General features: G+C 69.0%; 24 protein-coding genes, 1 tRNA gene and 3 pseudogenes. 16 read left to right on the top strand and 12 right to left on the bottom strand.

Features of this window, described 5'->3' with window-relative positions; genetic code table 11:
* Positions 1-84: 84 nt before the first annotated feature.
* Positions 85-222, top strand: a pseudogene (locus AB0I23_RS15425) (acyl carrier protein); the annotation flags it as partial.
* Positions 223-504: 282 nt separating this feature from the next.
* Here AB0I23_RS15425 and AB0I23_RS15430 read toward each other — a convergent pair.
* Complete coding sequence (locus tag AB0I23_RS15430) at positions 505-1,107, bottom strand: TetR/AcrR family transcriptional regulator (RefSeq protein WP_359109688.1); 603 nt, start codon at positions 1,105-1,107, stop codon at positions 505-507.
* A 65-nt stretch (positions 1,108-1,172) separates the two neighbouring features.
* On the opposite strand from AB0I23_RS15430, the gene AB0I23_RS15435 reads away from it, so the two are divergent.
* From AB0I23_RS15435 to AB0I23_RS15455, 5 genes and pseudogenes are all read left to right on the top strand, one after another.
* A complete protein-coding gene (locus tag AB0I23_RS15435) occupies positions 1,173-2,189 on the top strand; it encodes an ATP-binding cassette domain-containing protein (protein WP_359109689.1) in 1,017 nt (338 codons plus the stop codon).
* Positions 2,186-3,034, top strand: a complete 849-nt coding sequence (locus tag AB0I23_RS15440; RefSeq protein WP_359109690.1) for an ABC transporter permease — start codon at positions 2,186-2,188, stop codon at positions 3,032-3,034. Before AB0I23_RS15435 ends, AB0I23_RS15440 begins: the two co-directional genes overlap by 4 nt.
* 127 nt (positions 3,035-3,161) lie before the next feature.
* Entirely contained in the window at positions 3,162-5,267 is a 2,106-nt protein-coding gene (locus AB0I23_RS15445; protein WP_436846944.1) for an MMPL family transporter, read from the top strand.
* Positions 5,268-5,518: 251 nt separating this feature from the next.
* Positions 5,519-5,653: pseudogene (locus AB0I23_RS15450) on the top strand (IS481 family transposase); the annotation flags it as partial.
* Between the two features lie 230 nt (positions 5,654-5,883).
* Positions 5,884-6,225, top strand: a complete 342-nt coding sequence (locus AB0I23_RS15455) for a hypothetical protein (RefSeq protein ID WP_359109827.1) — start codon at positions 5,884-5,886, stop codon at positions 6,223-6,225.
* A 444-nt stretch (positions 6,226-6,669) separates the two neighbouring features.
* On the opposite strand, the gene AB0I23_RS15460 is transcribed toward AB0I23_RS15455, so the two are convergent.
* Positions 6,670-7,149 carry a hypothetical protein gene (locus AB0I23_RS15460; RefSeq protein ID WP_359109692.1) on the bottom strand — a complete coding sequence of 160 codons (480 nt, stop codon included), beginning with the start codon at positions 7,147-7,149 and terminating at the stop codon, positions 6,670-6,672.
* A 207-nt stretch (positions 7,150-7,356) separates the two neighbouring features.
* Between AB0I23_RS15460 and AB0I23_RS15465 the strand changes: the two are divergent.
* Positions 7,357-7,905: pseudogene (locus AB0I23_RS15465) on the top strand (tyrosine-type recombinase/integrase); the annotation flags it as partial.
* A gap of 85 nt (positions 7,906-7,990) precedes the next feature.
* Here the strand turns inward: AB0I23_RS15465 and AB0I23_RS15470 are convergent.
* A tRNA-Pro gene (locus AB0I23_RS15470) sits at positions 7,991-8,064 on the bottom strand.
* Between the two features lie 98 nt (positions 8,065-8,162).
* Entirely contained in the window at positions 8,163-9,101 is a 939-nt protein-coding gene (locus AB0I23_RS15475; RefSeq protein ID WP_359109693.1) for a metallophosphoesterase, read from the bottom strand.
* Between the two features lie 79 nt (positions 9,102-9,180).
* Here AB0I23_RS15475 and AB0I23_RS15480 point away from each other — a divergent pair, with 79 nt between their 5' ends.
* A complete protein-coding gene (locus tag AB0I23_RS15480) occupies positions 9,181-9,645 on the top strand; it encodes a GatB/YqeY domain-containing protein (protein WP_359109694.1) in 465 nt (154 codons plus the stop codon).
* Between the two features lie 87 nt (positions 9,646-9,732).
* Here the strand turns inward: AB0I23_RS15480 and AB0I23_RS15485 are convergent, their stop codons facing one another.
* The gene (locus AB0I23_RS15485; RefSeq protein WP_359109695.1) at positions 9,733-11,946 is read right to left on the bottom strand and encodes a transglycosylase domain-containing protein; all 2,214 of its coding nucleotides are present in this window, start codon (positions 11,944-11,946) and stop codon (positions 9,733-9,735) included.
* Positions 11,947-12,354: 408 nt separating this feature from the next.
* On the opposite strand from AB0I23_RS15485, the gene AB0I23_RS15490 reads away from it, so the two are divergent.
* On the top strand, positions 12,355-12,702 hold the full coding sequence (locus AB0I23_RS15490; RefSeq protein WP_037690812.1) for a WhiB family transcriptional regulator: 348 nt from the start codon (positions 12,355-12,357) through the stop codon (positions 12,700-12,702).
* A gap of 33 nt (positions 12,703-12,735) precedes the next feature.
* Here AB0I23_RS15490 and AB0I23_RS15495 read toward each other — a convergent pair whose 3' ends face one another.
* Positions 12,736-14,106: an ArsA family ATPase gene (locus AB0I23_RS15495; protein ID WP_359109696.1), complete on the bottom strand. Its 1,371-nt coding sequence runs from the start codon at positions 14,104-14,106 to the stop codon at positions 12,736-12,738.
* Entirely contained in the window at positions 14,103-15,089 is a 987-nt protein-coding gene (locus tag AB0I23_RS15500) for an ArsA family ATPase (protein WP_359109697.1), read from the bottom strand. Before AB0I23_RS15500 ends, AB0I23_RS15495 begins: the two co-directional genes overlap by 4 nt.
* A 71-nt stretch (positions 15,090-15,160) precedes the next feature.
* Between AB0I23_RS15500 and AB0I23_RS15505 the strand changes: the two genes are divergently transcribed.
* The 4 genes from AB0I23_RS15505 (at position 15,161) to AB0I23_RS15520 (ending at position 17,698) form a co-directional block, all read left to right on the top strand.
* Positions 15,161-15,319 carry a DUF4177 domain-containing protein gene (locus tag AB0I23_RS15505; RefSeq protein WP_003967454.1) on the top strand — a complete coding sequence of 53 codons (159 nt, stop codon included), beginning with the start codon at positions 15,161-15,163 and terminating at the stop codon, positions 15,317-15,319.
* Positions 15,319-15,789 (top strand): RidA family protein, encoded by a 471-nt coding sequence (locus tag AB0I23_RS15510; RefSeq protein ID WP_037690816.1) that lies wholly within the window; start codon positions 15,319-15,321, stop codon positions 15,787-15,789. Before AB0I23_RS15505 ends, AB0I23_RS15510 begins: the two co-directional genes overlap by 1 nt.
* A 167-nt stretch (positions 15,790-15,956) precedes the next feature.
* Positions 15,957-16,871: an NUDIX hydrolase gene (locus AB0I23_RS15515; protein ID WP_359109698.1), complete on the top strand. Its 915-nt coding sequence runs from the start codon at positions 15,957-15,959 to the stop codon at positions 16,869-16,871.
* A complete protein-coding gene (locus AB0I23_RS15520) occupies positions 16,868-17,698 on the top strand; it encodes an MBL fold metallo-hydrolase (RefSeq protein ID WP_359109699.1) in 831 nt (276 codons plus the stop codon). The genes AB0I23_RS15515 and AB0I23_RS15520 overlap by 4 nt, the downstream gene beginning before the upstream one ends.
* Before the next feature lie 129 nt (positions 17,699-17,827).
* Here the strand turns inward: AB0I23_RS15520 and AB0I23_RS15525 are convergent, their stop codons facing one another.
* Positions 17,828-18,502 carry a Crp/Fnr family transcriptional regulator gene (locus AB0I23_RS15525; RefSeq protein WP_030925113.1) on the bottom strand — a complete coding sequence of 225 codons (675 nt, stop codon included), beginning with the start codon at positions 18,500-18,502 and terminating at the stop codon, positions 17,828-17,830.
* 253 nt (positions 18,503-18,755) lie between these two features.
* Between AB0I23_RS15525 and nth the strand changes: the two genes are divergently transcribed.
* The 3 genes from nth to AB0I23_RS15540 all read left to right on the top strand — a co-directional run bounded on the left by nth (position 18,756) and on the right by AB0I23_RS15540 (position 21,752).
* Positions 18,756-19,673: an endonuclease III gene (gene nth / locus AB0I23_RS15530; protein ID WP_436846934.1), complete on the top strand. Its 918-nt coding sequence runs from the start codon at positions 18,756-18,758 to the stop codon at positions 19,671-19,673.
* A 60-nt stretch (positions 19,674-19,733) separates the two neighbouring features.
* Positions 19,734-20,459, top strand: a complete 726-nt coding sequence (locus tag AB0I23_RS15535) for an NUDIX hydrolase (RefSeq protein ID WP_359109701.1) — start codon at positions 19,734-19,736, stop codon at positions 20,457-20,459.
* An 87-nt stretch (positions 20,460-20,546) separates the two neighbouring features.
* Complete coding sequence (locus tag AB0I23_RS15540; RefSeq protein WP_359109702.1) at positions 20,547-21,752, top strand: MarP family serine protease; 1,206 nt, start codon at positions 20,547-20,549, stop codon at positions 21,750-21,752.
* A 55-nt stretch (positions 21,753-21,807) separates the two neighbouring features.
* Here the strand turns inward: AB0I23_RS15540 and AB0I23_RS15545 are convergent, their stop codons facing one another.
* From AB0I23_RS15545 to nhaA, 4 genes are all read right to left on the bottom strand, one after another.
* Entirely contained in the window at positions 21,808-22,011 is a 204-nt protein-coding gene (locus AB0I23_RS15545) for a hypothetical protein (protein ID WP_359109703.1), read from the bottom strand.
* 163 nt (positions 22,012-22,174) lie between these two features.
* Positions 22,175-23,179, bottom strand: a complete 1,005-nt coding sequence (locus AB0I23_RS15550) for an alpha/beta fold hydrolase (RefSeq protein WP_359109704.1) — start codon at positions 23,177-23,179, stop codon at positions 22,175-22,177.
* A complete protein-coding gene (locus tag AB0I23_RS15555; protein ID WP_359109705.1) occupies positions 23,176-23,715 on the bottom strand; it encodes a phage holin family protein in 540 nt (179 codons plus the stop codon). The genes AB0I23_RS15550 and AB0I23_RS15555 overlap by 4 nt, the downstream gene beginning before the upstream one ends.
* A 47-nt stretch (positions 23,716-23,762) precedes the next feature.
* The gene (gene nhaA, locus AB0I23_RS15560) at positions 23,763-25,169 is read right to left on the bottom strand and encodes a Na+/H+ antiporter NhaA (RefSeq protein WP_359109706.1); all 1,407 of its coding nucleotides are present in this window, start codon (positions 25,167-25,169) and stop codon (positions 23,763-23,765) included.
* Positions 25,170-25,276: the final 107 nt, after the last annotated feature.

Here is a 25,276-nt window from a genome sequence, read left to right on the forward strand (position 1 = left end):
AGTGAAGCCGAACAGCAGCAGTTCCTGCTTCACCTCGTCCGGTCGCACGCCGTCATCGCGTCGGGCGGCAGTGACGCGGAGAGCATGGACCCGGACGGTCCGTTCCGGGACATCGGGTTCGACTCCCTCACCGCCGTCGACCTCCGCAACAGGCTGGCCGGCGCGACCGGCTGCCGGTTCCCGGCGACGCTGGTCTTCGGCCATCCCACTCCGGCCGAACTCGCCGACTACCTGCGAAGCGGGCTCACCCCCGGGGCGGCGCCACGGTCCGCGCCGGTGCTCGACGAGATCGACAGCCGCGAGAAGGCCCTTCTGCGGGGTGAGCCGGAGGAGGAACTGCGGGGCAGGATCTCCAGGCGCCTCCAGACGCTGCTGAGCCGATGGGACGACGCTCACCCGGAGAGCGGGGCGCCGTCCCGCGATGTGGCGGCGGGCGCCCTCGATTCCGCCACTGACGACGAGCTCTTCACGCTCATCGACGGAGACCCCTCCGACGCCACGTGCCTAGCGATGTGCCTTCGCGCCGCAGAGGCGCAGTGTGCTTTCCAAGCACAGCGCCTCTGCCTCGTGGGTGGTGAGGTGCCCGATCGCGACTTGTGCCACGGCCGTGTGCTGGAGTCCGAAAATGACGGCGGCGAGCCAGGCCGCGGGGAGTGACGGGTCGAAGTCGCCCGTGTGCTGGCCTCGCTGGATGAGCCGTTCGAGCCGCGGGGGCGCGAAGTCATGGGGGTCGTTGTCGGGCCGCGGGATCCGGGCCGCGGTGGCGTTCAGCAGCATGGGATAGCGGTCGAGGAACCGCCAGCCGGCGCCGAGGAATTCGGCCAGCGCGTCGGCGGGCGGGGCGGTGTCGAGGCCTGCGTCGTCGAGCATGGCGGCGAATTCGGCGGCCGCGGCCTCGACGAGGGCGGCGACCAGGGCGTCGCGTGAAGGGAAGTGCGCGTAGACGGTCTGGCGCGTGACGCCGGCCGTGGCGGCGATGTCCTCCATGCTCGCGTCGGGCCGCTCGCCGAGCACGACCCGGGCCGCGTTGAGGATGGCGTCGATGCTGCGCCGGGCGTCGGACCGGCGGCGGCGTGGCGGCGTAGCGGTGTCGTGCGGGTCAACCATGCCAAGAATAATATGCGTTCGGCCATAATCTTGACATGCTGTAAGAGATAGCTAACTCTTACGACATGTCAAAGAAAAGCCTGGGTGGAGATCATCCGGCGATCGAGGCGCGCGGTCTGGTCAAGGTCTACGGAGAGCACCGGGCGCTGGACGGGATCGACCTCACGGTCCGGCGCGGTCAGGTGTTCGGGTTCCTCGGCCCCAACGGGGCGGGCAAGACCACCACGATCCGCATCCTGGCCACGTTGACCCGGCCTTCCGGCGGCACCGCCCGCGTCCTCGGTCACGACGTACTGACCGAGACGAACGCGATCCGGGCCCGGGTGGCGGTGACCGGCCAGTTCGCCTCCCTCGACGAAGACTTGACCGGATACGAGAACCTGCTGATCCTCGGCCGGCTCCACGGCTTGTCCCGGGCTGCCGGCAGCCAGCGCGCCGACGCCCTGCTCGACGCGTTCGACCTGACCCGCTCGGCCGGCCGCCCGGTGGGCGGCTACTCGGGCGGCATGCGCCGCCGGCTCGACATCGGCGCCAGCCTGATCGTCACCCCCGACCTGCTGTTCCTCGACGAGCCGACCACCGGGCTGGACCCGCGCAGTCGCAACCAGGTGTGGGAGCTGGTCCGCCGGATCGCCGCGGCCGGTACCACGGTGCTGCTCACCACCCAGTACCTCGAGGAGGCCGACCAGCTCGCCGAGCAGATCGCGGTCATCGACAACGGCCGGATCGTGGCCGAAGGCACCAGCGCCCAGCTCAAGTCCCGCGTCGGCTCAGGCACACTGCACCTCCGGCTCCTCGACGGCGAGCAGCGTCCGCAAGCGCTGCAGATCCTGGCCGGCGCCCTGGAGGGGACGGTCCAGCTCGCCGACGACCCGCTCTCCCTGTCCCTGCTGCTCGCCACCCCGCTCGCCGCGACGGACGTGGGCCGGCTGCTCGGGCGCGCCACGACCCGGCTCGCCGACGCCGGGGTGGGCATCGCCGAGCTCTCGCTCGGCCGGCCCAGCCTGGACGAGGCCTTCCTCGCCCTGACCGGCCATCGGGCCGGTCCGGCCACCATCGACCACGAGGACCTGAGCGCATGAGTACCCAGGCCGCCTCCACGCGCCCCGCCGCGGCGGAGGCCGACCCGATCGACGTCCTGCTCGCCGCGGGACGCTTACGCCGCCGTGCCGGGGCAATCGCCGCCTCGGCCGCCTTCGGCAGGCGCGCCATGCTCAAGATCAAGCACGACCCCAAGCAGCTCGTGGACTCGGCCGCCATCCCGATCCTGTTCACGGTGCTGTTCACCTACCTGTTCGGCGGCGCCGTCAGCGGTTCGACCGGCGACTACCTCAAGATCCTCCTGCCCGGCGTGCTCGCCATGAGCATCGCCATCGTCACCATGTACGGCGGTGCCCGCCTCGCCCAGGACGTGCAGAGCGGAGCCCTCGACCGCTTCCGCGGCCTGCCGGTCTGGCGCGGCGCCTTCGTGCTCGGCGGCCTGCTCAGCGATGCCGCCCGCTACCTGTTCGCCTCCGCCATCGTGGTGGGCCTCGGCCTGATCATGGGCTACCGCCCCGACGGCGGCGTGCTGGGCGTGCTCGCCGCGGTCGCCCTGGTCATGGCCTTCGGGCTCTCGCTGTCCCTGGTGTGGGCCACGGTCGCCCTGGTCATCCACGACCCGGCCGTCGTCCTCAGCATCGCCAACGCCGTGCTGATGCCGCTCTCGTTCGCCAGCAACATCTTCGTCCAGCCCAGCACCATGCCCGGCTGGCTCCAGGCCTTCGTCGACGTCAACCCGCTCAGCCACGTCGCGACCGCGGCCCGGGACCTGATGAACGACACCGGCGGCGCCGGCGGCGCGGTCGCCTGGTCCCTCACCGTGACCGCCGTCATCACTCTCGTGTGCGCCCCGATCACGCTCCGCCTCTACAGCAAGCAGGGCTGAGGGGCGATCCAACAGGGATCTGTGCCGGGCCTGACAGGACGAATCGGCACACTGCGCGGCACATGAACATCGACCTTCTTCAGGCAGTCGGCATCCGCCTTGGTTGAATCAATTCAACGGAGTTCCCATGCGAGTATTAGCACTTTCGTCCGGCCGGAAGGCCAAATGGGCCGTCCTCGTGTTCTGGATCGGCCTGGTGATCGTCGGCAGCATGTTCAGCGGCAAGTTCACCAGCGTCCAGCAGAACGATGTGTACACGTTCCTGCCGAAGAACGCCGAGTCGACCCAGGCCGTTCTGCTGGCGAAGAAGTTCACGCCGGACATCAGCATGGCGGTCGTCATCTATGAGCGCGCCGATGGCGCCGTCACCGCGGAGGACGAGGCGGCGGCCACGGCGGACTCCCGGCGCTTCGCACAAGTAGCGCACGTGACCACGCCCATCGTCGGCCCGACGCTCGCGAAGGACGGCCGGGCGATCCAGATCGCCGTCCCCATCCAGACCGGGACCGGCGGGCAGACGGGCTCGAACGAGACAGCGGACGCCGTCAGGAAGATCCGGTCGATCGCCCACTCCCATCCCGGCCTCACCGCGCAGGTCACCGGACCCGCGGGCTACTCCGCGGACCAGGCCGACGCCTTCTCGGGCACCGACAAGGCGCTGCTCTTCCTCACGATCGCGATCGTCATCATCATCCTGCTGTTCACCTATCGCAGCCCGGTGCTGTGGGTCGTCCCGCTGATCTGCGTGGGCGTGGCGTTGATCGTCGCGCAGGCGACGATCTACCTCTTCGCCCGGCACGCGGGCCTGACGGTGGCCTCGGACACCGAGTTCGTCCTCACCGTGCTCGTCTTCGGCGCGGGCACCGACTATGCCCTCCTGCTCATCGCCCGCTACCGCGAAGAACTGCGCCGCCATGAGGATCGGCATGAGGCGATGGCGGCCGCGCTGCGGCACGCCGGGTCGGCCATCATCGCCAGTGGCGCGACGCTGGTCCTGAGCCTGCTGTGTTTCCTCGTGGCCGAGCTCAACTCGACCCAGAGCCTGGGGCCCTCGATGGCCATCGGCGTCGCGAGCTCTCTGGCCGCGATGATGACACTGCTTCCGGCTCTCCTCGTCATCCTCGGGCGCTGGGTGTTCTGGCCGGCCCGGCCGGCGTTCGGCTCTGCGGAGCCGGCGGAACGCGGCACGTGGACGCGGATCGGGCGCGTGGTGGGACGCCGGCCGCGCGCCATCTGGATCGGTACCTCGCTCGTGCTCGGTGTGCTGGCGTTCGGCGTGATCGGGTTCAAGACGAACGACATGCAGCAGAAGGACGCCTTCACCGGCACGCCTGAAGCCGTCGTCGGTGAGCGGGTGATGGCCCTGCACTTCCCGGCGGGCGGCGGCGATCCCGTCCAGGTCATCGGCACCGCCGGTGCGGCTGAACCGCTACGGTCCGCCCTGGCCGCCACGCCCGGGATCACGGACGTCACCGAGCCGGTGGTGAAGGGTGGCCACGTCTACCTGGAAGGCACGCTGACAGCTGCCGCGAACACCAAGGCGGCGTTCGCGAGCATCGACCGGGTGCGTGACCGGGTGCACGCCGTCCCCGGCGCGGAGGCCAAGGTCGGTGGAGGCAGTGCGATCAACCTCGACTACGGGAGGGCCGCCAACCACGACCGGAACCTGCTGGTCCCGCTCGTCCTGGCCGTCGTGGCGCTCATCATCGGCCTGCTGCTGCGTGCCTTCGTCGCACCGCTGATCCTGCTCGGCACGGTCGTGCTGTCGTTCGCGGCGGCGCTCGGTGTGAGCTTCCTGTTCTTCCAGCACGTTTTCGGGTTCGCCGGATCCGACCCGGCGATTCCCCTGTGGATCTTCGTCTTCCTCATCGCCCTGGGAGTCGACTACAACATCTTCCTGATGACGCGGGTGCGCGAGGAATCCAAGGTCCACGGCACCCGGCGCGGAGCGCTGCGCGGACTGAACGCCACCGGCGGCGTGATCACATCCGCGGGCATCGTGCTCGCCGGAACCTTCGCCGCGCTCACGACGCTGCCACTGGTCTTCGGCGTGGAAATCGGCTTCGCGGTCGCGTTCGGCGTACTCCTCGACACCTTCGTGGTGCGCTCTGTCCTCGTCACCGCCCTGACGTACGACATCGGTCGCCGGATGTGGTGGCCGAGTGCCATGAGCCGCGAGGAGACGGAGAGCGATCACGAGGAGACCGCGCCGCACACGCTCGCCTCGCGGTGACGTCTCACCCAAGGCTGACAGAGAGGGCCCCGACCGAAAGGGATGAGGGTCTTCTGGCACGCCCGGTGTGGATGGCGACATCCGCACGGGTGGCCGGAAGGCCCTCCTGCCTGACCGTGACGAGCACCCGACCGGAACCGGGGGCTGCGGCTTGCCCGTTGCTCGGTCGACCACGGCCGGCCGCCGCGCCCCTGCAGCGGAGCGCGTCCAGGCCCCGCGATGACGGCCCGGCCCGCGCCGAGCGCCGGATCATCGCCCACGGCGAGATCCTCACCGGCGAGAAGAGGGAAACTGCCACCGGCTTCTGGCAGCGGTCCCTTTTCCTCGGTCAGGCCGGGATCACCGGGGAGCGGGTGCTGACCGACAACGGTGCCTGCCACCGCTCGGCTGGCCCCCTTGTCACCTACGGTGACGGTCCAGAGGTGTGCGTGGTTGTCCGCCTCTGTCTGTCGGCGTTGTCACGCAGTCTGTCGGCGTTGTCACGCAGTCAGACACCCCCCCGCCCATCTCGGAACCGTGAACGGTGTGTTCGATGTCGTGTCATGGCGTGGACACAGCCAAGCCAAGATCCAACTCCTGTCTCCCCTGGGCGGTCTCCGCATTGTTCGGAGCTGCTATGGGCTTCGTCGCCTGGTCGCTGACCGTCTGGGCGCGCGCGTACTGCGACGCGGGTTACGAAGCCGGCGGACGCTTCGCACTCAACTTCTTGCTCCCTCTGGTCGTGGGATCCGAAGCACTCGTTGGACTCGTGGCGCGGGCCATCGGCCGACGCCTGGTGCTTCGCGCGCCAACGGCGGTCCGCGTTTCACTGCCGACGCTACTGGTGGTCGTTGCGACGGTGTGGCCGGCATGGTGGTTCTTCGCGACCCAAGGGACGCTGGACGGCTATCCCGGCGACTCTGGCCTCTGCCCCGTGAGTAACGTCCCGCCACAGTGGCCTGACTGGATCCCCGTCTGATCAGCCACGACTGACCATCGGCGGCCGTGACCTGCGGCCGTCTTATCGATCAACGCCCTGACCTGCTGCTGAGTTGTCGGCAGTTGTCGGCAGTTGTCGACGTTGGTCATCGTTGAGCGCCCTTCCACGGCCCCAGGACGGCCCGGGAGGGCGCTCGTGCTTTGGTGAGACTCGTCGCGAGCACCGCTTGAGGAGCGAGGTTGGGTGACCATGGGCGTGACCTGCGAATTCCTTCCCCTGGCCGGCCTCCTGCGGTTGCTCCCCTTGGCTCTGCGGTTCGCCGTGAGTCCCCGCCTGTTCTGGCACGAGAGCGGCACGGCCGGGACTCTCTGCTGTCCGTCGAGTGGATCAACTTCCCGTGGAGTGTGTTGCCTCCAGTACGTAAGCCGGGGGAGCCGATCACGCCCGAGCAATAGTCGAGATCTGTGGTTCAAGCCATGGCCTTTAGTCGCCGGACCTGCCCCAAAAGGCGATCACCGTGTTCGCCCCATCGGCATCCTTCAATGGCCTGCACCACGCTGACCAGCGCGGCATGTCCCACAGTCCGTCCGAGCCGGGGTGCCGTGCGGCGTAGTGCTCCTGGGCTCGTTCGAAATCTCCTCGGGTCGGCTCCGCGCTTCCGAAGAGCTCCATGGATTCCTCGTCCGACAGCGGGCGCACGGTGTGGGAATCGTCGTAGGCCTCGGCGTCGATCACCTCCCACACGTCGATGATCGTGTGCGTTCCTTCGCCGCCGAAGGTCTCGTCTTCCCAGAGGTCATCGAGGTCGTCAACAGAAGTGAACGACTGGCCTGCGGGCTGCAACCCGACCCAGTGGGTTCCGTGGATGAAGAGCCTCTCGAACTCGCGCTGTCGCGTGGTGGCCAAGGCCGCCGCGACATCTTCGGCATAAGGCTCGATGTACTGCCACGATGACGCGCCCACCCCAGCTCCTGCCCTTCCCCGGCCCTTGACTGTCGGCACGGACCCTACCCGTCGGCTCAGGCAGCGCGGCGGGCGTTCGGAGTCCGCCCGGCACGCCGAATGCCTGCCTTACGCCACCCGGTCCCGGCGCTCGACCAGCAGGCCGCGTTCGACACAGGCTCCGACACGGCCACCAGCTTGAAGACCATGGCCAAGGCGGCGGCCGGGCTGCCGGCGCGCACGGAAGCGCTGAGGGCTTTGACCTGGGACCACGTCTTCCTCAGGGGAGATCCGAACGCGGCTCCGCCTGTCCCGCCGCCTATTGCGGTCTGGCGTTCGGTACGAACTGGGGGCGACACCAAGACCGGAAGTCAAGGCGCACGATCGCCCTTCCGGCTCGCTGCGTGGACGTGCTGTGGCAGCACTGTGAAGACCAGGGCCGGGACCATCGTGCGGCTGGCGATGACTGGGAGGAGCGCGGACTTGTGTTCTCCTCGGCTGTTGGCAAGGCGCTCGATTCCTCGAAGGTCCGGCGAGCCTTTCGGCAGGCGATCACCGGGGTGGACGGGCTCGGCCCTGCCGGGTGGGACCCCACGGGAACTCCGGCACAGTTTCGTTTCCCTGCTGTCGGTCAGTGGCGTGCCGCTTGAAGAGATCTCGCGTTTGGTTGGGCACTCCGGGACGGCCGTCACCGAGGAGGTCTACGGGAAGCAGATCCGCCCGCTGATCCAGACGGGAGCAGTGGCCATGGACGGCATCTTCAAGGCCGATCCGTAACCGTAGTCACGCAGATAGTCACGCACACGAAAACAGGTGAGGCACCTACTAGTGTTAGTAGGTGCCTCACCTGGTGTTTCAGCTGTCGGGGTGGCGGGATTTGAACCCACGACCTCTTCGTCCCGAACGAAGCGCGCTGCCAAGCTGCGCTACACCCCGATCGCCGCCGGTCTCCCCGCGACATCGATTACTTTAGCCCACCGGCGCCCGGAGACGAAATCCGGTTTCTGCCCCGGTGGGCGAGGCGGCCCGGGGTGTCAGTCGCGGGGCGTCAGCGTCAGCAGGGTCGCCTCGGGCGGGCAGGCGAAGCGGACCGGGGTGTAGCGGTTGGTACCGCAGCCTGCGGAGACGTGGAGGTAGGCGCGCCGGTCGCCGACCGTGTGGCTGGAGAGCCCCTTGACCCGGTCCGTGTCCAGGTCGCAGTTGGTGACCAGGGCCCCGTAGAAGGGGATGCAGAGCTGGCCGCCATGGGTGTGACCTGCCAGGATCAGCGGGTAGCCGTCCGCGGTGAAGGCGTCGAGGGTGCGCAGGTACGGGGCGTGGACCACGCCGATGGAGAGGTCGGCGCCCGTTTCGGGGCCGCCCGAGACCTCGGCGTACCTGTCGCGCTTGATGTGAGGGTCGTCGAGGCCGGTGAAGGCGAGCTCCAGGCCGTCGAGCTTGAGGCGGCCCCGGGTGTTGCTCAGGTCCAGCCAGCCCGCCTCGTCGAAAGCGTCGCGCATCGGCTCCCACGGGTTGTGGACGACGCCGACCGCGGGGGCGTTGCCGTTGAGGCCGTGCTTGCCCTGGGTCTTTTCGAAGAGGTAGCGGGCCGGGTTACGGAGCTTGGGGCCGTAGTAGTCGTTGGAGCCGAAGACGTACACGCCCGGGAACTCCATCAGCGGACCGAGTGCGTCCAGCAGCTCCGGTACGGCCGCCGGGTCGGAGAGATTGTCGCCGGTGTTGACGACGAAGTCAGGGCGCAGGCCGGCCAGCGACTGCAGCCAGCCGCGCTTCTTGCGCTGGCCGCTCACCATGTGGATGTCGGAGACCTGCAGCACGCGCAACGGGCGTGCCCCGTGCGGGAGTACGGGGACGGTGACCCGTCGGAGCCGGAACGAGCGGGCTTCGAAACCAGCCGCGTAAACGAGCCCGGCGGCACCGACCGCTGCGCCGACTGCCGTGACTTTCAGGGGTACTCCGTAGCGTGCGCGCATGCGCCCATCGTCGCAGACACAATGCGGCGACAGGAAAACCGGCGGGCGGTGGCCACCCCGCACCTGCCACAATCAGCACATGACCACGCTCAAGTCCAAGCTCAAGGAAGACCTCACCACGGCCATGAAGGCGCGCGACGAGCTGACCTCGTCGACGCTCCGGCTGACCCTCACCGCGATCACCAAGGAGGAGGTCAGCGGCAAGACGTCGCGTGAGCTCTCCGACGACGAGGTGCAGAAGGTCATTGCCAAGGAGGCGAAGAAGCGCCGTGAGGCGGCCGAGGCCTTCGCCCAGGGCGGCCGGACGGAGCAGGCCGAGCGGGAGAAGGCGGAGGGCGAGCTGCTCGACGCGTACCTGCCGAAGCAGCTCAGTGACGACGAGCTGGGTGAGATCGTCTCGTCGGCGGTCGATGAGGCGAAGGCCGCAGGCGCCGAGGGGCCGCGGGCGATGGGCGCCGTCATGAAGATCGTGAACCCGAAGGTCGCGGGGCGCGCGGACGGCGGCCGGGTGGCCGCCGCGGTGAAGAAGCTCCTCGCGGGCTGAGCGGACCGGACCGTACATACGAGGAGGTGGGGTGACCCGGAACATTCCGGGTCACCCCACCTCCTCGTTCATGGGCCGAGCGGCCGGTCAGGGACCCTTCGTGCCGCCGTGACCCGGGCGCTGGGCTCCGTTGTTGCCGCCGAGGAGGTCCGGCGGGATGCTGATGCCGGGGAACGGGTCGTTGCCGTCACCGTTGTCCCGCCCCCTGTCCCGGCCCCTGTCCCCGCCCTCGTGCGTGTCGTCCGGCGGATCCGGGATGTCGACGGTGTTGAAGGACGGGGTGGGCAGTCCGTTGAGGGCGTTCGTCATGGCGTCGCGCCAGATCGGTCCGGGGACCTGACCGCCGTACACCTTGTCCTGGTACACGCCACCGATGGTGATGCGTTCCATCTCGACGCTCTGGGACGGGCTGCCGACCCAGACCGCGCCGGACATGTTCGGCGTGTAGCCGACGAACCACGCGTTCTTACGGAAGTCGGTCGTACCCGTCTTGCCCGCGTTGTCGCGGTTCTGCAGTCCGGCCTGCTGACCGGTACCGGAGTCGATCACACCGCGCAGCAGGGTGTTGATGGTGTCGGCCGTCGTCTGCGACATCGCCTGTGAGCAGCTGGTCTTCGGTACGGGGAGCGAGGTGCCGTCCGCGGTCCTGACCGACTCGATGGCGACCGGCGTGCAGTACGTGCCGCGGTTGGCGAAAGCGGCGTACGCACTGGCCATCGTCAGCGGGGAGAGCCCCTTCGAGCCGAGTGCGATGGCGGGGGACTGGGGGAGCTTTTCACCGTTGCCCTGGACCACGCCGAGCTTGTCCGTCATCTGCATCACGGGGCAGAGGCCGATGTCCTGCACCATCTGGATGAAGTAGGTGTTGACGGACTTCGCCATCGCCTCCTTCAGCGCGTACGGACCGCGCTCCGACTCGTCCTCGTTCGGAACCCGCTCACCGTTCAGGTTCACATACGGCTTGTCGCAGGTGCTCACTGTCGGATAGGGCATCTCGTACGGCGACGAGTAGACCTGGGTGGCGGGCTTCCCCTGCGCTATGGCCGCGGCGGCCACGAACGGCTTGAACGTCGACCCGGTCGGGAAGCCGTAGTTCGAGCCGCCCATGTCCTTGTTGACGGAGTAGTTGTACTGGGTCTCGTTCGCCCCGAAACCGTACGGCTTGGACTGACCCATGCCCATGATCTTTCCGGTGCCGGGCTGAACCAGCGTCACGGCGGTGGCGACCTTGTCCGTCTTGTAGACGTGACTCTTGATCGAGGTCTGCACGCCCTCCTGCGCCTGCGGGTCGAGCGTCGTGCGGACCGTGAGGCCGCCCTGGTTCCAGACCTTGGCCCGCTCCTCCTTCGTCTTGCCGAAGACCGGGTCGGCGAGGAAGACCTTGCGGACGTAGTCACAGAAGAAGGAGGCCCCGTTGACGGCCGTGATGCAGCCGTTCTTCGGCTTGCTGACCCTCAGCTTGATCGGCGTCGCCTGCGCCTTCTTCGCCGCCGTGCGAGTGATGTCCCCGACATCCGCCATCCGCTGGAGCACGGTGTTGCGACGCTTGGTCGCCTCCTCCGCGTCGTTGACGGGGTCGTAGCGGCTCGGTGACTGGACGATGCCGGCCAGCAGGGCGGCCTCCTCCAGCTTCAGGTCCTTCGCCGACTTGGAGAAGTAGCGCTGGGAGGCTGCCTCGACGCCGTAGGCCTGCTGCCCGAAGAACGTGATGTTGAGGTAGTTCTCCAGGATCTTCTTCTTGCCGAGCTCTTCCTCGACCTGGATCGCGTACTTCAGCTCCTGGACCTTGCGGCCAATCGTCTGCTGGGTGGCCTGCGCGACCTTGTCCGGGTCGTCGCCCGCCTCCTCGACGAAGACGTTCTTCACGTACTGCTGGGTGAGGGTCGACGCGCCCTGCGCGGTCCCGCCCGCCTGTACGTTGCGGTTCATCGCGCGCAGGACGCCCTTGAGGTCGATCGCCCCGTGCTGGTAGAAGCGGGCGTCCTCGATCGCGACGATCGCCTTCTGCATGTACGGCGAGATGTCCTTCAGCGGAACGACGGTGCGGTCACGCGAGTAGACCGTCGCGAGCATGCCGCCCTTGCTGTCCAGGATCTTGGTGCGCTGGCTCAGCGGTGGAGTCTTGAGGTTGGCCGGGATCTCGTCGAATCCCTCGACCGTTCCCTTCGCGGCGAGCCCCAGAGCTCCTGCGGCCGGCAGCGCGATGCCCGCGAGCACGACTCCGGAGAGTGCGGCGACACCGAGGAACTTGGCGGCCTGCTGGGTCGCGGTGAGACCCCCGCCCGAGCGGTTCTTTGGCATGGGGGCAGCCTACGTTCTCATTCGCCGGACACGCGTATATGCCTTGGCCTAAGCTGCTCCCAACTGTCACAGCAGTCCGGTTCCGTATCAACCCCCATGCAGCATTCGGCCGTGACCCGATCACCTTTCGGCCACCGCCTCGGACGCCCCCGAATTCGCCCCATGTGTCATTGAATGTCCTTTGTGGCTCAGGTGAATTGTCCCTATTTTTCGGGGATGTTTTTGTATGTCCTCACCTCACTCCCCTGGGTGATCTGCCGCTTACGCATAGTCCGTTCGGGCCATCCAAGATTGGGCCCGAAGGGGGTGTTGTGCTGTCGCCACCTTCCGTAACGTCCTCAACTGGCAGCGGTGAATATGCCGCTACCGCCGTGGGGGAGCCTCGATTCGGGAGAGGACGGCGCCGGGATGGGCTGGGTAACCGACTGGAGTGCGCAGGCAGCCTGCCGCACTACCGATCCGGATGAACTGTTCGTACAAGGGGCAGCGCAGAACAGGGCCAAGGCGGTGTGCACCGGTTGCCCGGTGCGGACCGAGTGCCTGGCCGATGCGCTGGACAATCGCGTCGAATTCGGCGTGTGGGGCGGAATGACGGAACGGGAGCGTCGCGCGCTGCTGCGCAGGCGACCCACCGTCACGTCCTGGCGTCGGCTGCTGGAGACCGCTCGCAGTGAGTACGAGCGCTCCACGGGCATCCTGCCGGTGGCAATCGGTCTGGACGACGAACTGCACGAGACGTACGCCGCCGTGGGGTAGACCGCCGGGGGTCCACCCCGCCGTTCGGGTGGGTTACGCAGCTCCGGCCGGAGCGGAATCGGTCGCGAGTCGGTCCCCGACGGCCCTCAGTCCTGCGAGGTCGTGCACGTCTCCGGGCAGCGCCGCGACTTCCGTCACGGCGACCTCGGGGTGCAGTGCGGTGAAGCGGTCGCGGGTGCGCTGTTCGCGCGCGACGACCTGCATGCGTTCAGCGTGCAGTCGCAGCAGGCCTGCGGTCAGCTGCTCGACGGAGACGGCATCAGCGTCTGGTTCGGTGTCAGCATCCTGGGTGTGCTCGGAACGGGTGGGGGAGGGCGGCGACTCGGGGTCTTCGGGGGAGATGACTGCCGAGTCGGCCGGGTCACGAAGTCCAGCCTTCCCGGTGGTCTGATCCACAATGCCGATGTCGTCAAGATTTTCTGCGGCTGCCAGGGCGCCCTCGGCGGAGAGCCGGGCGGCGTCGCTGCCGTGGACCCGGTTGAGGACCAGACCGGCCAGTGGCATGTCCTCCGCGGCCAGCCGTTCCACGAAGTACGCGGCCTCGCGCAGCGCGTCCCGCTCCGGTGTCGCGACGACGAGGAATGCCGTGCCGGGCGCCTGCAGCAGTCTGTACGTGGCATCCGCCCGGGTGCGGAAACCACCGAACATGGTGTCCATCGCCGCGACGAACGTCTGTACGTCACGCAGGAACTGGCCGCCCAGCAGCTTGCCGAGCGTCCCGGTCATCATCGACATGCCGACGTTGAGGAACTTCATCCCGGCCCGGCCGCCCATCTTCGCCGGAGCCATCAGCAGCTTGATGAACTTCCCGTCCAGGAACGAGCCGAGCCGCTTGGGCGCGTCCAGGAAGTCCAGCGCGGAACGCGACGGCGGGGTGTCGACGACGATCAGGTCCCACTCGTTGCGCGCCCGCAGCTGCCCCAGCTTCTCCATCGCCATGTACTCCTGCGTGCCCGCGAAACCGGCCGACAGGGACTGGTAGAAGGGGTTCTCCAGGATCGCGCGCGCCCGCTCGCCGTCCGCGTGTGCCTCGACGATCTCGTCGAAGGTCCGCTTCATGTCGAGCATCATGGCGTGCAGTTCACCGCCGCCCTCACCGGCGCTCTCGATGCCCGGCACCCGGCGGGGGACGTTGTCGAGCGAGAGGATGCCCATGGACTGGGCGAGCCTGCGGGCCGGGTCGATGGTGAGGACGACGACCTTGCGGCCGCGCTCGGCGGCCCGTACGCCCAGCGCCGCCGCGGTCGTGGTCTTGCCGACACCGCCCGAACCGCAGCACACGATGATCCGGATGTCCGGATCGTCGAGCAGCGCGTCGGTGTCCAGCGCGGGCGCGGTGCCCGTGGTTGTGCCCGTCCCGGCGTCCGTACGCGCATCGGCGCCCGGTTCCGTACCCGCTCTCATGCATCCACCCCTTGGCCCGGCTCTTCGCCCACGCCCTGCTTGCGGAGTTCGACCGCCAGGTCGTACAGACCGGGCAGGTCCATGCCTTCGCCGATCAGCGGAAGTTCGTTGGTCGGCAGCTCCAGATCCGCGAGGACCGCGCGCTGCTCGCGCTCCAGCTCGACCCGCTGGGCGTGCTCGGAGGCCTGCTCGATCAGCGGACGTACCAGCGCCGCTGACCCGGTCACGCCCGCCCGGGTCAGCGCCTTGGCGATCTCCTTGCGGCGTCCCCCCGAGGCGGTACGCAGCGCGTCCTCGTCCAGCAGATGCGGCCGCACCATGTTCACGATGACCCGGCCCACCGGCAGTTCGGCCGCCCGCAGTTCCGTGATGCCGTCCGCCGTCTCCTGGACCGGCATCTCCTCCAACAGCGTCACCAGATGGACAGCCGTCTCCGGGGACTTCAGCACCCGCATCACGGCCTGCGCCTGATTGTGTATCGGGCCGATCCGGGCCAGCCCCGCCACCTCGTCGTTCACATTGAGGAAGCGCGTGATGCGGCCTGTGGGCGGCGCATCCATGATCACGTAGTCGTAGCTGTACCGGCCCTGCTTGTCCTTGCGGCGTACGGCTTCGCAGGCCTTGCCCGTCAGCAGCACGTCCCGTACACCGGGTGCGATCGTCGTGGCGAAGTCGATCGCACCGAGCTTCTTGAGCGCCCGGCCCGCGCTGCCGAGCTTGTAGAACATCTGGAGGTAGTCGAGGAGCGCGCGCTCCGCGTCGATCGCGAGGGCGTACACCTCGCCGCCGCCCGGCGCGACGGCGATCTTGCGCTCCTCGTACGGAAGGGAATCCGCCTCGAAGAGCTGGGCGATGCCCTGCCTGCCCTCGACCTCGACGAGGAGGATGCGCCTGCCCTCGGTCGCGAGGGCGAGCGCGAGGGCGGCGGCGACCGTGGTCTTACCGGTACCACCCTTGCCGCTGACGACCTGGAACCTGCTCACGTATTCGAGCCTAACCAGTACGGCCCCGGGCTACGCACGAGCCCGTACGTGCCAGGCATTACAGTCGGCCTATGACCAAGTGGGAATACGCGACCGTGCCGCTTCTCGTGCACGCGACGAAGCAGATTCTGGACACCTGGGGCGAGGACGGCTGGGAGCTGGTCCAGGTCGTTCCCGGCCCGAACAACCCCGAGCAGCTCGTGGCCTACCTGAAGCGGGAGAAGGCATAGTGGCGGGCGCCGTCGAGGCGAAGCTCGCCGAACTCGGGCTGACGCTGCCGGACGTCGTACCGCCGCTCGCCTCGTACCAGCCGGCCGTCCGGTCCGGGGTGTACGTGTACACATCGGGCCAGCTGCCCATGGTGGAGGGCAAGCTTCCGGTCACCGGCAAGGTCGGTGCGGAGGTCACGCCGGACGAGGCCAAGGAACTGGCCAGGACCTGCGCGCTCAACGCGCTGGCCGCCGTGAAGTCGGTCGCGGGCGACCTGGACCGGATCAAGCGGGTCGTGAAGGTCGTGGGCTTCGTCGCCTCGGCCTCCGACTTCACCGGGCAGCCCGCCGTGATCAACGGTGCGAGCGAGCTGCTGGGCGCGGTCCTCGGCGACAAGGGCGTGCACGCGCGCAGCGCCGTGGGCGTCGCGGTGCTGCCGCTGGACGCGCCGGTCGAGGTCGAGGTACAGGTCGAGCTCGACGGAGCCTGAGCCGCTGCTGGGGCGCGAGCGCTTTTACGATCCGTGGTCCCGTCCGGTCCGTACGACCGGGCGGGACCACGCGTTTCGCGTCCCGGGATCACGCGTGGGACGTGTCGTGTCCCGTGCGCTCCTTGATGCCTCTCGAACATCGTCGCGGTTCCGGATAGCCTCCGCCCATGTCCAATGGTCAGTGGTACCCACCGGAATGGCCCGACCGGATCCGGGCACTCGCCGCAGGCGAGCTCACGGCGGCGACGCCCCGGCGCGCCGCCACCGTGATGCTGCTCCGGGACCCCGCTGACACCGAGGGCGGTCCCACCGTCCACATGCTGCGCCGCCGCACCTCCATGGCTTTTGCCGGAGGTGCGTACGCCTATCCGGGTGGCGGCGTCGACCCGCGCGACGACGACCACCTCGTCGGCTGGGCCGGACCCGCCCTGGAGCTCTGGGCCGAGCGGCTGGGGGTCGGCACGGTCGCCGAGGCGCAGGCCATCGTCTGTGCGGCGGTCCGTGAGACGTTCGAGGAGGCGGGCGTGCTTCTTGCCGGGCCGACCGCCGGCACCGTGGTCAGCGACACCACGGGCGCGGACTGGGAGGCGGACCGCGAGGCACTCGTCGCCCGCGAGCTGTCCTTCGCCGAGTTCCTGGACCGGCGCGGACTCGTACTCCGCTCCGATCTGCTCGGGGCGTGGGCGCGCTGGATCACGCCCGAGTTCGAACCCCGGCGCTACGACACCTGGTTCTTCGTCGCCGCGCTCCCCGAGGGGCAGCGCACCCTCTCCCACAGCCCTGAAAGCACGGGAGGCGCCCCCTCCGCCTCCACCGAGGCCGACCTCGCGCTATGGATCTCCCCGGCGGACGCCACCGACGGATACGACCGGGGCGAGCTGCTCATGATGCCGCCGACCGTGTCGACGCTGCGTCAGCTGCGCCCGTACGCCACCGCTGCCGAGGCGCTGAAGGCCTCGTTCTCCCAGGACCTCACCCCCGTACTCGCGCAGGCCCGGCTGGAGGACGGCGAACTGGTGCTGAGTTGGCCTGGGCACGACGAGTTCACCAAGCACATCCCGACCGGAGATGGTTGCGCATGAGCGATGCGACAGCGCTGCCCGGGCAGCCGCGCGGCGGGGTCCTCTCCGGCCCCGCGACCGTCCGCACGGTCAACGTCCTCGCACCCAACGCCTCGGCGATGACGCTCGACGGCACCAACACCTGGATCGTCGCGGAGCCCGACTCCGACCTCGCGGTCGCCATCGACCCGGGCCCGCTCGACGACAGCCATCTGCAGGCCGTCATCGACACCGCCGAGCGCGCCGGCCGGCGGATCGGCCTCACCCTCCTCACTCACGGTCACCCCGACCATGCGGAGGGCGCGGCACGCTTCGCCGAGCTGACCCGTACGAAGGTGCGGGCGCTGGACCCGGCGTTGCGGCTCGGGGACGAGGGACTGACGACCGGCGACGTGATCACCACCGGGGGGCTCGAACTACGGGTGGTCCCGACCCCGGGACACACCTCCGACTCGCTCTCCTTCCATCTGCCCGCCGACCGGGTGGTGCTGACCGGCGACACGATCCTCGGGCGCGGCACCACGCTCGTCGCACACCCGGACGGGCGGCTAGGCGACTACCTCGACTCGCTGCGACGGCTGCGCTCGCTGACGGTCGACGACGGGGTGCACACGGTGCTGCCGGGGCACGGTCCGGTCCTGGACGACGCGCAGGGCGCCGTCGAGTTCTATCTCGCCCACCGCGCGCACCGGCTCGCCCAGGTGGAGACGGCGGTCGAGGCCGGGCACCGCTCGGCCACGGAGGTGGTGGCGTACGTGTATGCGGACGTGGACCGGTCGCTGTGGCCTGCGGCGGAGCTGTCGGTGCGGGCGCAGCTGGAGTATCTGGGCGAGCACGGGCTGATCTGAGCCGCTGTTGCGGCCGCGGCGCCGATACGACGAGGCTGCGCGGCGCTGACGCGTGGCCGAGGCCCCCTCACGACGCGAGAGGCCCCGCCGGACGACGGGGCCTCTCGCGTCGTGAGGGGTGGTGTCCGGCTAGCGCGAACGCTTCGCCAGACGCTCCACATCCAGCAGGATCACGGCGCGCGCCTCGAGGCGCAGCCAGCCGCGGCCCGCGAAGTCGGCGAGCGCCTTGTTGACCGTCTCGCGGGAGGCGCCGACCAGCTGGGCCAGCTCTTCCTGGGTCAGGTCGTGGACGACGTGGATGCCTTCCTCCGACTGGACGCCGAACCGGCGCGACAGGTCGAGGAGGGCGCGGGCGACACGGCCCGGCACGTCGGAGAAGACCAGGTCGGACATTTGGTCGTTGGTCTTGCGCAGTCGGCGGGCGACGGCGCGCAGCAGGGCCGTGGCCACCTCGGGACGGGCGTTCAGCCAGGGCTGCAGGTCGCCGTGGCCGAGGCCGAGGAGCTTGACCTCGGTCAGCGCGGTCGCGGTGGCGGTGCGCGGGCCCGGGTCGAAGAGCGACAGCTCGCCGATCAGCTCGCCGGGACCGAGGACGGCCAGCATGTTCTCGCGTCCGTCGGGGGACGTGCGGTGGAGCTTCACCTTGCCCTCGGTGACCACGTACAGGCGGTCACCCTGGTCACCCTCGTGGAAGAGAGCGTCGCCGCGTGCGAGGGTCACCTCACTCATCGAGGCGCGGAGCTCCGCGGCCTGCTCATCATCGAGCGCCGCGAAAAGCGGGGCGCGCCGCAGAACGTCGTCCACGAGTTCTCTCCTTGTCGGCCTGTTCAGGGAACCGTGGTCCCCATCATGCCGGACGGTAAAACAGTGCGATCAATCACAAACCAGTTTGACGCACGGGCGCACCCCTTCGTGCGACAGGGGGCCGATTGGGGGTGGATCCACAGTGACCGGGGCGGATGTCAGTGCCTGGCTCTAGGCTGGTCGGGTGTCCAACAAGCCGGTGAGAGCGCAGGCCAAGGGGGCTGATGGGGTGTCGGAAGATCGTGATTCCGCTGTGGGCGAACAGTCTACGAGTCAACCGACAAAAGCCGCAAAACGCCCGACGGGGAAGTCTGTGAAGTCTGTGAAGTCCGGGGGGGCCGCGAAGAAGGCCGACGTGTCCGTGAAGACGTCCGGGGCACCGGTGAAGCCGGGAAAGCCCGGGAAGCCGGAGTCGCACCTCGCGATGGTCCGCCGTGCCCGCCGGATCAACCGTGAGCTTGCCGAGGTCTATCCGTACGCCCACCCGGAGCTGGACTTCCGGAACCCTTTCGAACTCCTGGTCGCCACGGTCCTCTCCGCCCAGACCACCGATCTGAGGGTCAACCAGACCACCCCCGCTCTGTTCGCCGCCTACCCGACCCCCGAGGACATGGCGGCGGCCGTTCCCGAGGAGCTGGAGGAGATCATCCGGCCGACCGGCTTCTTCCGGGCCAAGGCCAAGTCGCTGATAGGGCTCTCCGCGTCCCTCAGGGACAACTTCGGCGGTGAAGTGCCGGGGCGGCTCGCGGACCTGGTCACGCTGCCCGGCGTCGGCCGCAAGACCGCCAATGTCGTCCTCGGTAATGCCTTCGGTGTCCCCGGCATCACGGTCGACACCCACTTCGGCCGACTGGTCCGCCGTTGGAAGTGGACGGAGCAGGAGGACCCGGAGAAGATCGAGGCGGAGATCGCCGCGATCTTCCCCAAGAGCGAGTGGACGATGCTCTCGCACCGCGTCGTCTTCCACGGCCGCCGCATCTGCCACGCCCGCAGGCCCGCCTGCGGTGCCTGTCCGATCGCCCCGCTCTGCCCCTCGTACGGCGAGGGCGAGACGGACCCCGAGAAGGCCCGGAAGCTCCTGAAGTACGAGATGGGCGGACAGCCCGGCCAGCGGCTCAGCCCGCCACCCGACTATCCGGGCGAGCCCGCGCCGGCGCTGCGGGCCGGGTGACGGGGACGTCCTTCCGGAACGAAATGCGTGACCGCAGGCGTTGTGAGACGAGGGGTGCCTATGAAGACGCACGAACAGAGCCACGTGGAGGATCCCTCCGCAGGCGTGGGCCGGGACGACGCGATCGCCGTCTCGACGGAGGGACTGCCCGAGTGGCTCGAGCCCGTTGCCCGCGCCGCACGGACCATCGAGCCCCAGCAGCTCAGCCGCTTCCTGCCGCCCGAGAGCGGCGCCGGGCGGCAGTCCGCCGTCCTTGTTCTGTTCGGTGAGGGTGAGCGCGGACCCCAGTTGCTGCTGATGGAGCGCTCCGGCTCACTGCGTTCCCACGCCGGACAGCCCTCCTTCCCCGGGGGCGCCCTGGACCCCGAGGACGGCGATCAGGCGACCGCAGGGCCGCTCAGGGCTGCTCTGCGGGAGGCCGAGGAGGAGACCGGACTGGATCCGCGCGGCGTCCAGCTCTTCGCTGTGCTGCCCCGGCTCTACATCCCGGTGAGCAGTTTCGTCGTCACGCCCGTACTGGGCTGGTGGCGGGCGCCGAGCCCGGTCGGGGTCGTCGATCCGGCCGAGACTGCCCGGGTCTTCACGGTTCCCGTGGCGGATCTCACTGATCCGGCCAATCGGGTGACGACGGTGCACCCCAGCGGTCACCGAGGCCCGGCATTCCTGGTCGAATCGGCACTGGTCTGGGGTTTTACCGCCGGCGTGATCGACCGCATTCTGCACTTCGCCGGCTGGGAGCGCCCCTGGGACCGGACCAGGCAGGTGCCACTCGACTGGCGCGCATGACAGGCTGACTCCCGTGCTGGGCCGTTCGGGCCTGCCCGGTCCAGCCGATCGAACGGGTCCGGTGACGAATCTGCGAGGCAATAGACGGTGAACGTGCTGGACATCCTGCTGCTGGCCGGCGCCGTGTGGTTCGCAGTGATCGGCTACCGCCAGGGCTTCGTCGTCGGCATCCTGTCGGTCATCGGCTTCCTGGGCGGCGGCCTGGTCGCCGTCTATCTGCTGCCGGTCCTGTGGGATCAGCTGACGGACGGCTCCGAGGTCTCCTCCACGGCCGCCGTGGTCGCGGTCATCATCGTGATCGTGTGCGCCTCCGTCGGCCAGGCGTTCACCACTCACCTCGGCAACAAACTCCGCCGGTACATCACGTGGTCGCCCGCCCGCGCCCTCGACGCGACAGGCGGCGCACTCGTCAATGTGGTCGCGATGCTGCTGGTGGCGTGGCTGATCGGTTCCGCGCTGGCGGGCACGTCGCTGCCGACGCTGGGCAAGGAGGTGCGTAACTCCTCGGTGCTGCTCGGCGTCTCCCGGGTGATGCCCGCCCAGGCCTCCAACTGGTTCGCGGACTTCTCCTCCGTCCTCGCGCAGAACGGCTTCCCGCAGGTCTTCAGCCCCTTCGCCAACGAGCCGATCACCGAGGTCAGGCCCCCGGACCCGGCCCTGGCCGACAGCCCCGTCGCGGCCCGCGCCAAGCAGTCCATCGTCAAGGTCGTCGGTACGGCCCCGGGCTGCGGCAAGGTCCTCGAAGGCACCGGCTTCGTCTTCTCCGATCGCCGGGTGATGACCAACGCCCATGTCGTCGGCGGCGTGGACGAGCCGACCGTTCAGATCGGCGGCCAGGGGCGGCTGTACGACGCGAAGGTCGTCCTCTACGACTGGCAGCGCGACATCGCCGTACTCGACGTCCCGAACCTCGACGCGAAGCCGCTGAAGTTCACCGATACGGACCACGATGCCGCGACGGGGAACAGCGCCATCGTCGCGGGCTTCCCGGAGAACGGCTCGTACGACGTACGCTCCGCGCGCGTCCGCGGCCGCATCGACGCCGACGGTCCGGACATCTACCACCGGGGCACCGTCCGCCGCGATGTGTACTCGCTCTTCGCGACGGTCCGCCAGGGCAACTCCGGCGGACCGCTGCTGACTCCCGACGGCAAGGTGTACGGGGTCGTCTTCGCCAAGTCGCTGGACGACCCCGACACGGGCTACGCCCTGACGGCCGACGAGATCCGCCAGGACATCGCCCATGGCCGCACCGCCAACCAGCAGGTCGACAGCCAGGCGTGCGCGCTGTAGGGAAACGGACAGGGGCCGGCCCGGGGCCGGCCCCTGTGATCAGTTCAGGACCGCGTCATACGCGGGGATGGCGCAGCCGCGCCGAGACCCAGCGGGCCCGGCGGCGGAGAATGTGTGGAATGCCCAGCTGGGGATCATGCAGATCATGCACACCGTGCACCCGGCCCTGAGAGCCGTCCCCCTCATGAATGCTCGGGTCCGCCGTAGCGGTCGAGCGACGATTGCGTGCTGCGTCACCGAAGTCGTGCGTCCAGCCCATACCCCGACGTCTGCCCGTGCCTCATGGTCGGTAATCGTGCGGGCGCCAGCCAATTGGCCTATGCGCCAGGCAATTGGCTGTTCGTCGGACAACTGTGCTCTTCCGGCCACCGGATGGTCGCGACCAGTCATCTGTCCGGCCACGCGCGGAGTCCGTCCCGGGGCTACCGGTCGGGCTCGGGATCCTTGAGCCAGTTGATGAGTTCGGTCGAGAATCCGGCCGGATCCTCCTCGTGCGGGAAGTGCCCCAGACCGTCGAAAAGTCGCCAACGGTACGGTGCTTCGACGTACTCGCCGGACCCCGCCGCACTTCGCGTACGGGTCACCGGATCGAGCGAACCGTGCAGATGCAGCGTCGGCACCCGCACCGGGCGCTTCATACGGCGGTTGAACTGGATGCCGTCCGGGCGCGCCATGGAGCGCACCATCCAGCGGTACGGCTCGATCGAGCAGTGCGCCGTCGAGGGGATGCACATTGCACGCCGGTAGACGTCCACCGCCGCGTCGTTGGGGAACTCGGGCGTCCGCGGTCCCGACCAGTCGCGCATCAGCCGGCCCACCAAGGCCCCGTCGTCCGCCACGAGCTGACGCTCCGGCACCCAGGGGCGCTGGAAACCCCAGATGTACGAGCCCGCCCGGGACTGAGCGAAGTCGGAGAGCATCGAGGACCGCCAGCGGCGCGGATGCGGCATCGAGGAGACGACGAGTCGGCGCACCAGCTTCGGCCGCATCACCGCGGCTGTCCAGGCGAGGTAACCGCCCATGTCATGGCCGACCAGCGCCGCGTCCGGCTCGCCGAGCGAGCGGATCACGCCGGTGACGTCGAGAGCCAGGTTGGCGGGGTCGTACCCCCGCGGCGTACGGTCGCTGCCGCCCACCCCGCGCAGATCCATCGCGACGGCACGGAACCCGGCGTCGGCGAGCGCGGTCAGCTGATGACGCCAGGTCCACCAGAACTGCGGGAAGCCGTGCAGCAACAGCACCAGAGGGCCGTCGCCCAGTTCAGCGATGTGGAAGCGTGCCCCATTGGCTGCCACATCCCGGTGGATCCAGGGACCGTCGATCCGTACGGGACTGCCGGAGCCAGGGCCTGTTGAGCCGGGGCCTGTCGACCCGGAGCCCGGGCCGGGGCCTGTGGGGCCGAATGCGCTGGAATCGGGGACGGTCATGTGGACGAGCGTGCCACAGGGGACGCCTTGTCCTTGACCGCGGACTTCGCTCCGGCCTTCTCCGTCCGCGTGCTGCCCGAGGCGGTGACGGCCGGGAGACCGACACTCGCGGTGATCGCCGGACGCGGGTGCGGCTTGACGCCCTGCAGCACGGCCGCCGACTGCTTGGCCGACGCGATCGACTTCTCCGGCGGCTTGACCTTCTTGAACTTGGCCATGGAGATCAGCGCGAGCACGATCGCCAGCAGAATGAACGCGCCGCCCACGATCAGGAACGACCAGGCGAGCCCGAGACCCAGGTTGTGAATTCCGTACGCCGCCGCGAAGCTCAGCACCGGCAACGAGAACAGGATCAGCACTCCCGCGACGACGAACGCCACACTGCCGGTCACACCCCGCTTGACGTCCTGCCGCACCTCGGCCTTGGCCAGGGCGATCTCGTCGTGCACCAGCGCGGACATCTCGGCCGTCGCCGAGGCGACCAGCTGCCCGAGACTGCGGTCGGCGCTGCCCGCGTAGTTGCCGGGGTCGCTCATCCCTGACTCCCTCTTCTGCTCTCCTGCTCAATACATCTGGTGTCAGATCATGCCGGACTGTCCGGCTTGCCGCTCGCCACCCCCGCCTCTTGGGCAAGGCGTCGGTGTTCTGCGGCCTTCTTCTCGTAGATCGCGGCCATCCGGAGGTGGTACGCCGGATCGTCCTGTTCGTAGATGTCGGGCACACCGTCCTCGTCCTCGTCGCGCTCCTCCGCCTCGTACAGCGCTCGGTAGGTACGTACCCGGAGTTTGAGCAGCACACCGGAGAACATGGCCGCTATCAGCGACCCCAGCAGCACGGCGGCCTTGATCTCGTTCTCGATGAACGCGTCGGCCCCGAACGCCAGCTCGCCGATGAGCAGCGAGACGGTGAAGCCGATCCCGGCGAGTGAGGCGACCGCGAAGACGTCCGCCCAGGTCAGGTCCTTGTTCAGCTCCGCCTTGGTGAAGCGGGCGGTCAGCCACGTACCGCCGAAGATGCCGACCGTCTTGCCGACGACGAGCCCCAGCACGACACCGAGCGTCTCGGGCCGCGTGAAGACATTCGCCACCGCGTCGCCGGAAAGCGACACCCCGGCTGAGAACAGCGCGAACAGTGGCACGGCGAGACCGGCCGACAGCGGGCGTATCAGGTGCTCGATGTGCTCGCCGGGGGAGTGCTCCTCGTCCTCGCGCCGAGTGCAGCGCAGCATCAGCCCCATGGCGACACCGGCGATGGTGGCGTGGACGCCGCTGTTGTACATCAGTCCCCAGATGACCAGGGCGAGCGGGATGTAGACGTACCAGCCGCGCACGTTCTTGCGCAGCAGGAGGTAGAAGACGGCGAGGCCGACGAAGGCGCCGGCGAGTGCGGCGAGGTCGATGTCGTCGGTGAAGAAGACCGCGATGATCAGGATCGCGAGGAGGTCGTCGACGACGGCGAGCGTGAGCAGGAAGGCGCGGAGCGCGGACGGCAGCGAGGTGCCGATGACCGCGAGCACAGCGAGCGCGAAGGCGATATCGGTGGCGGTGGGGACGGCCCATCCGGCGGTCGAACCGCCGCCGATCACGGTCACCAGCGTGTAGACGACAGCCGGCACGGCCATTCCGCACACGGCGGCGATGACCGGCAGCGCGGCCGCCTTGGGATCGCGCAGCTCACCAGCGACCAGTTCGCGCTTGAGCTCGACGCCCGCGACGAAGAAGAAGATCGCGAGCAGCCCGTCGGCCGCCCAGTGCTGCACGGAGAGGTTGAGCCCCAGGGACCCCGGCCCGAAGTGGAAGTCGCTGAGGGCCCGGTAACTGGAGCCGAGGGTGTTCGCCCAGACCAGTGCCGCGATGGCGGCGACCAGCAGGATGACTCCACCGACGGTCTCGGTGCGCAGGGCGTCCGCGAGGTAGTTCCGCTCGGGGAGGGGGAGGCGCCCGAGGACGGTGCGGCGGGACGACGGGGGTGTGGGGGTGGGCGCGGCCACGAGTGGAGACCTCCGGGTCGGTACGGCAGCGATGGCATGGCTGATGCACTTGCCGACCAGACTTCCCGGCACACCCTGTGGAGATTTCTTGATGTGTTGTTGATGTG

Origin of the sequence: Streptomyces atratus (assembly GCF_040655115.1) — a bacterium.
GTDB lineage: Bacteria > Actinomycetota > Actinomycetes > Streptomycetales > Streptomycetaceae > Streptomyces > Streptomyces atratus_D.

Coding starts and splice junctions, on each gene's coding strand:
- AB0I23_RS15430 (WP_359109688.1), bottom strand. CDS start 1,107: ATGGTTGACCCGCACGACACCGCTACGCCGCCACGCCGCCGCCGGTCC.
- AB0I23_RS15435 (WP_359109689.1), top strand. CDS start 1,173: ATGTCAAAGAAAAGCCTGGGTGGAGATCATCCGGCGATCGAGGCGCGC.
- AB0I23_RS15440 (WP_359109690.1), top strand. CDS start 2,186: ATGAGTACCCAGGCCGCCTCCACGCGCCCCGCCGCGGCGGAGGCCGAC.
- AB0I23_RS15445 (WP_436846944.1), top strand. CDS start 3,162: ATGCGAGTATTAGCACTTTCGTCCGGCCGGAAGGCCAAATGGGCCGTC.
- AB0I23_RS15455 (WP_359109827.1), top strand. CDS start 5,884: ATGGGCTTCGTCGCCTGGTCGCTGACCGTCTGGGCGCGCGCGTACTGC.
- AB0I23_RS15475 (WP_359109693.1), bottom strand. CDS start 9,101: ATGCGCGCACGCTACGGAGTACCCCTGAAAGTCACGGCAGTCGGCGCA.
- AB0I23_RS15480 (WP_359109694.1), top strand. CDS start 9,181: ATGACCACGCTCAAGTCCAAGCTCAAGGAAGACCTCACCACGGCCATG.
- AB0I23_RS15485 (WP_359109695.1), bottom strand. CDS start 11,946: ATGCCAAAGAACCGCTCGGGCGGGGGTCTCACCGCGACCCAGCAGGCC.
- AB0I23_RS15490 (WP_037690812.1), top strand. CDS start 12,355: ATGGGCTGGGTAACCGACTGGAGTGCGCAGGCAGCCTGCCGCACTACC.
- AB0I23_RS15495 (WP_359109696.1), bottom strand. CDS start 14,106: ATGAGAGCGGGTACGGAACCGGGCGCCGATGCGCGTACGGACGCCGGG.
- AB0I23_RS15505 (WP_003967454.1), top strand. CDS start 15,161: ATGACCAAGTGGGAATACGCGACCGTGCCGCTTCTCGTGCACGCGACG.
- AB0I23_RS15515 (WP_359109698.1), top strand. CDS start 15,957: ATGTCCAATGGTCAGTGGTACCCACCGGAATGGCCCGACCGGATCCGG.
- AB0I23_RS15520 (WP_359109699.1), top strand. CDS start 16,868: ATGAGCGATGCGACAGCGCTGCCCGGGCAGCCGCGCGGCGGGGTCCTC.
- AB0I23_RS15535 (WP_359109701.1), top strand. CDS start 19,734: ATGAAGACGCACGAACAGAGCCACGTGGAGGATCCCTCCGCAGGCGTG.
- AB0I23_RS15545 (WP_359109703.1), bottom strand. CDS start 22,011: ATGGGCTGGACGCACGACTTCGGTGACGCAGCACGCAATCGTCGCTCG.
- AB0I23_RS15550 (WP_359109704.1), bottom strand. CDS start 23,179: ATGACCGTCCCCGATTCCAGCGCATTCGGCCCCACAGGCCCCGGCCCG.
- AB0I23_RS15555 (WP_359109705.1), bottom strand. CDS start 23,715: ATGAGCGACCCCGGCAACTACGCGGGCAGCGCCGACCGCAGTCTCGGG.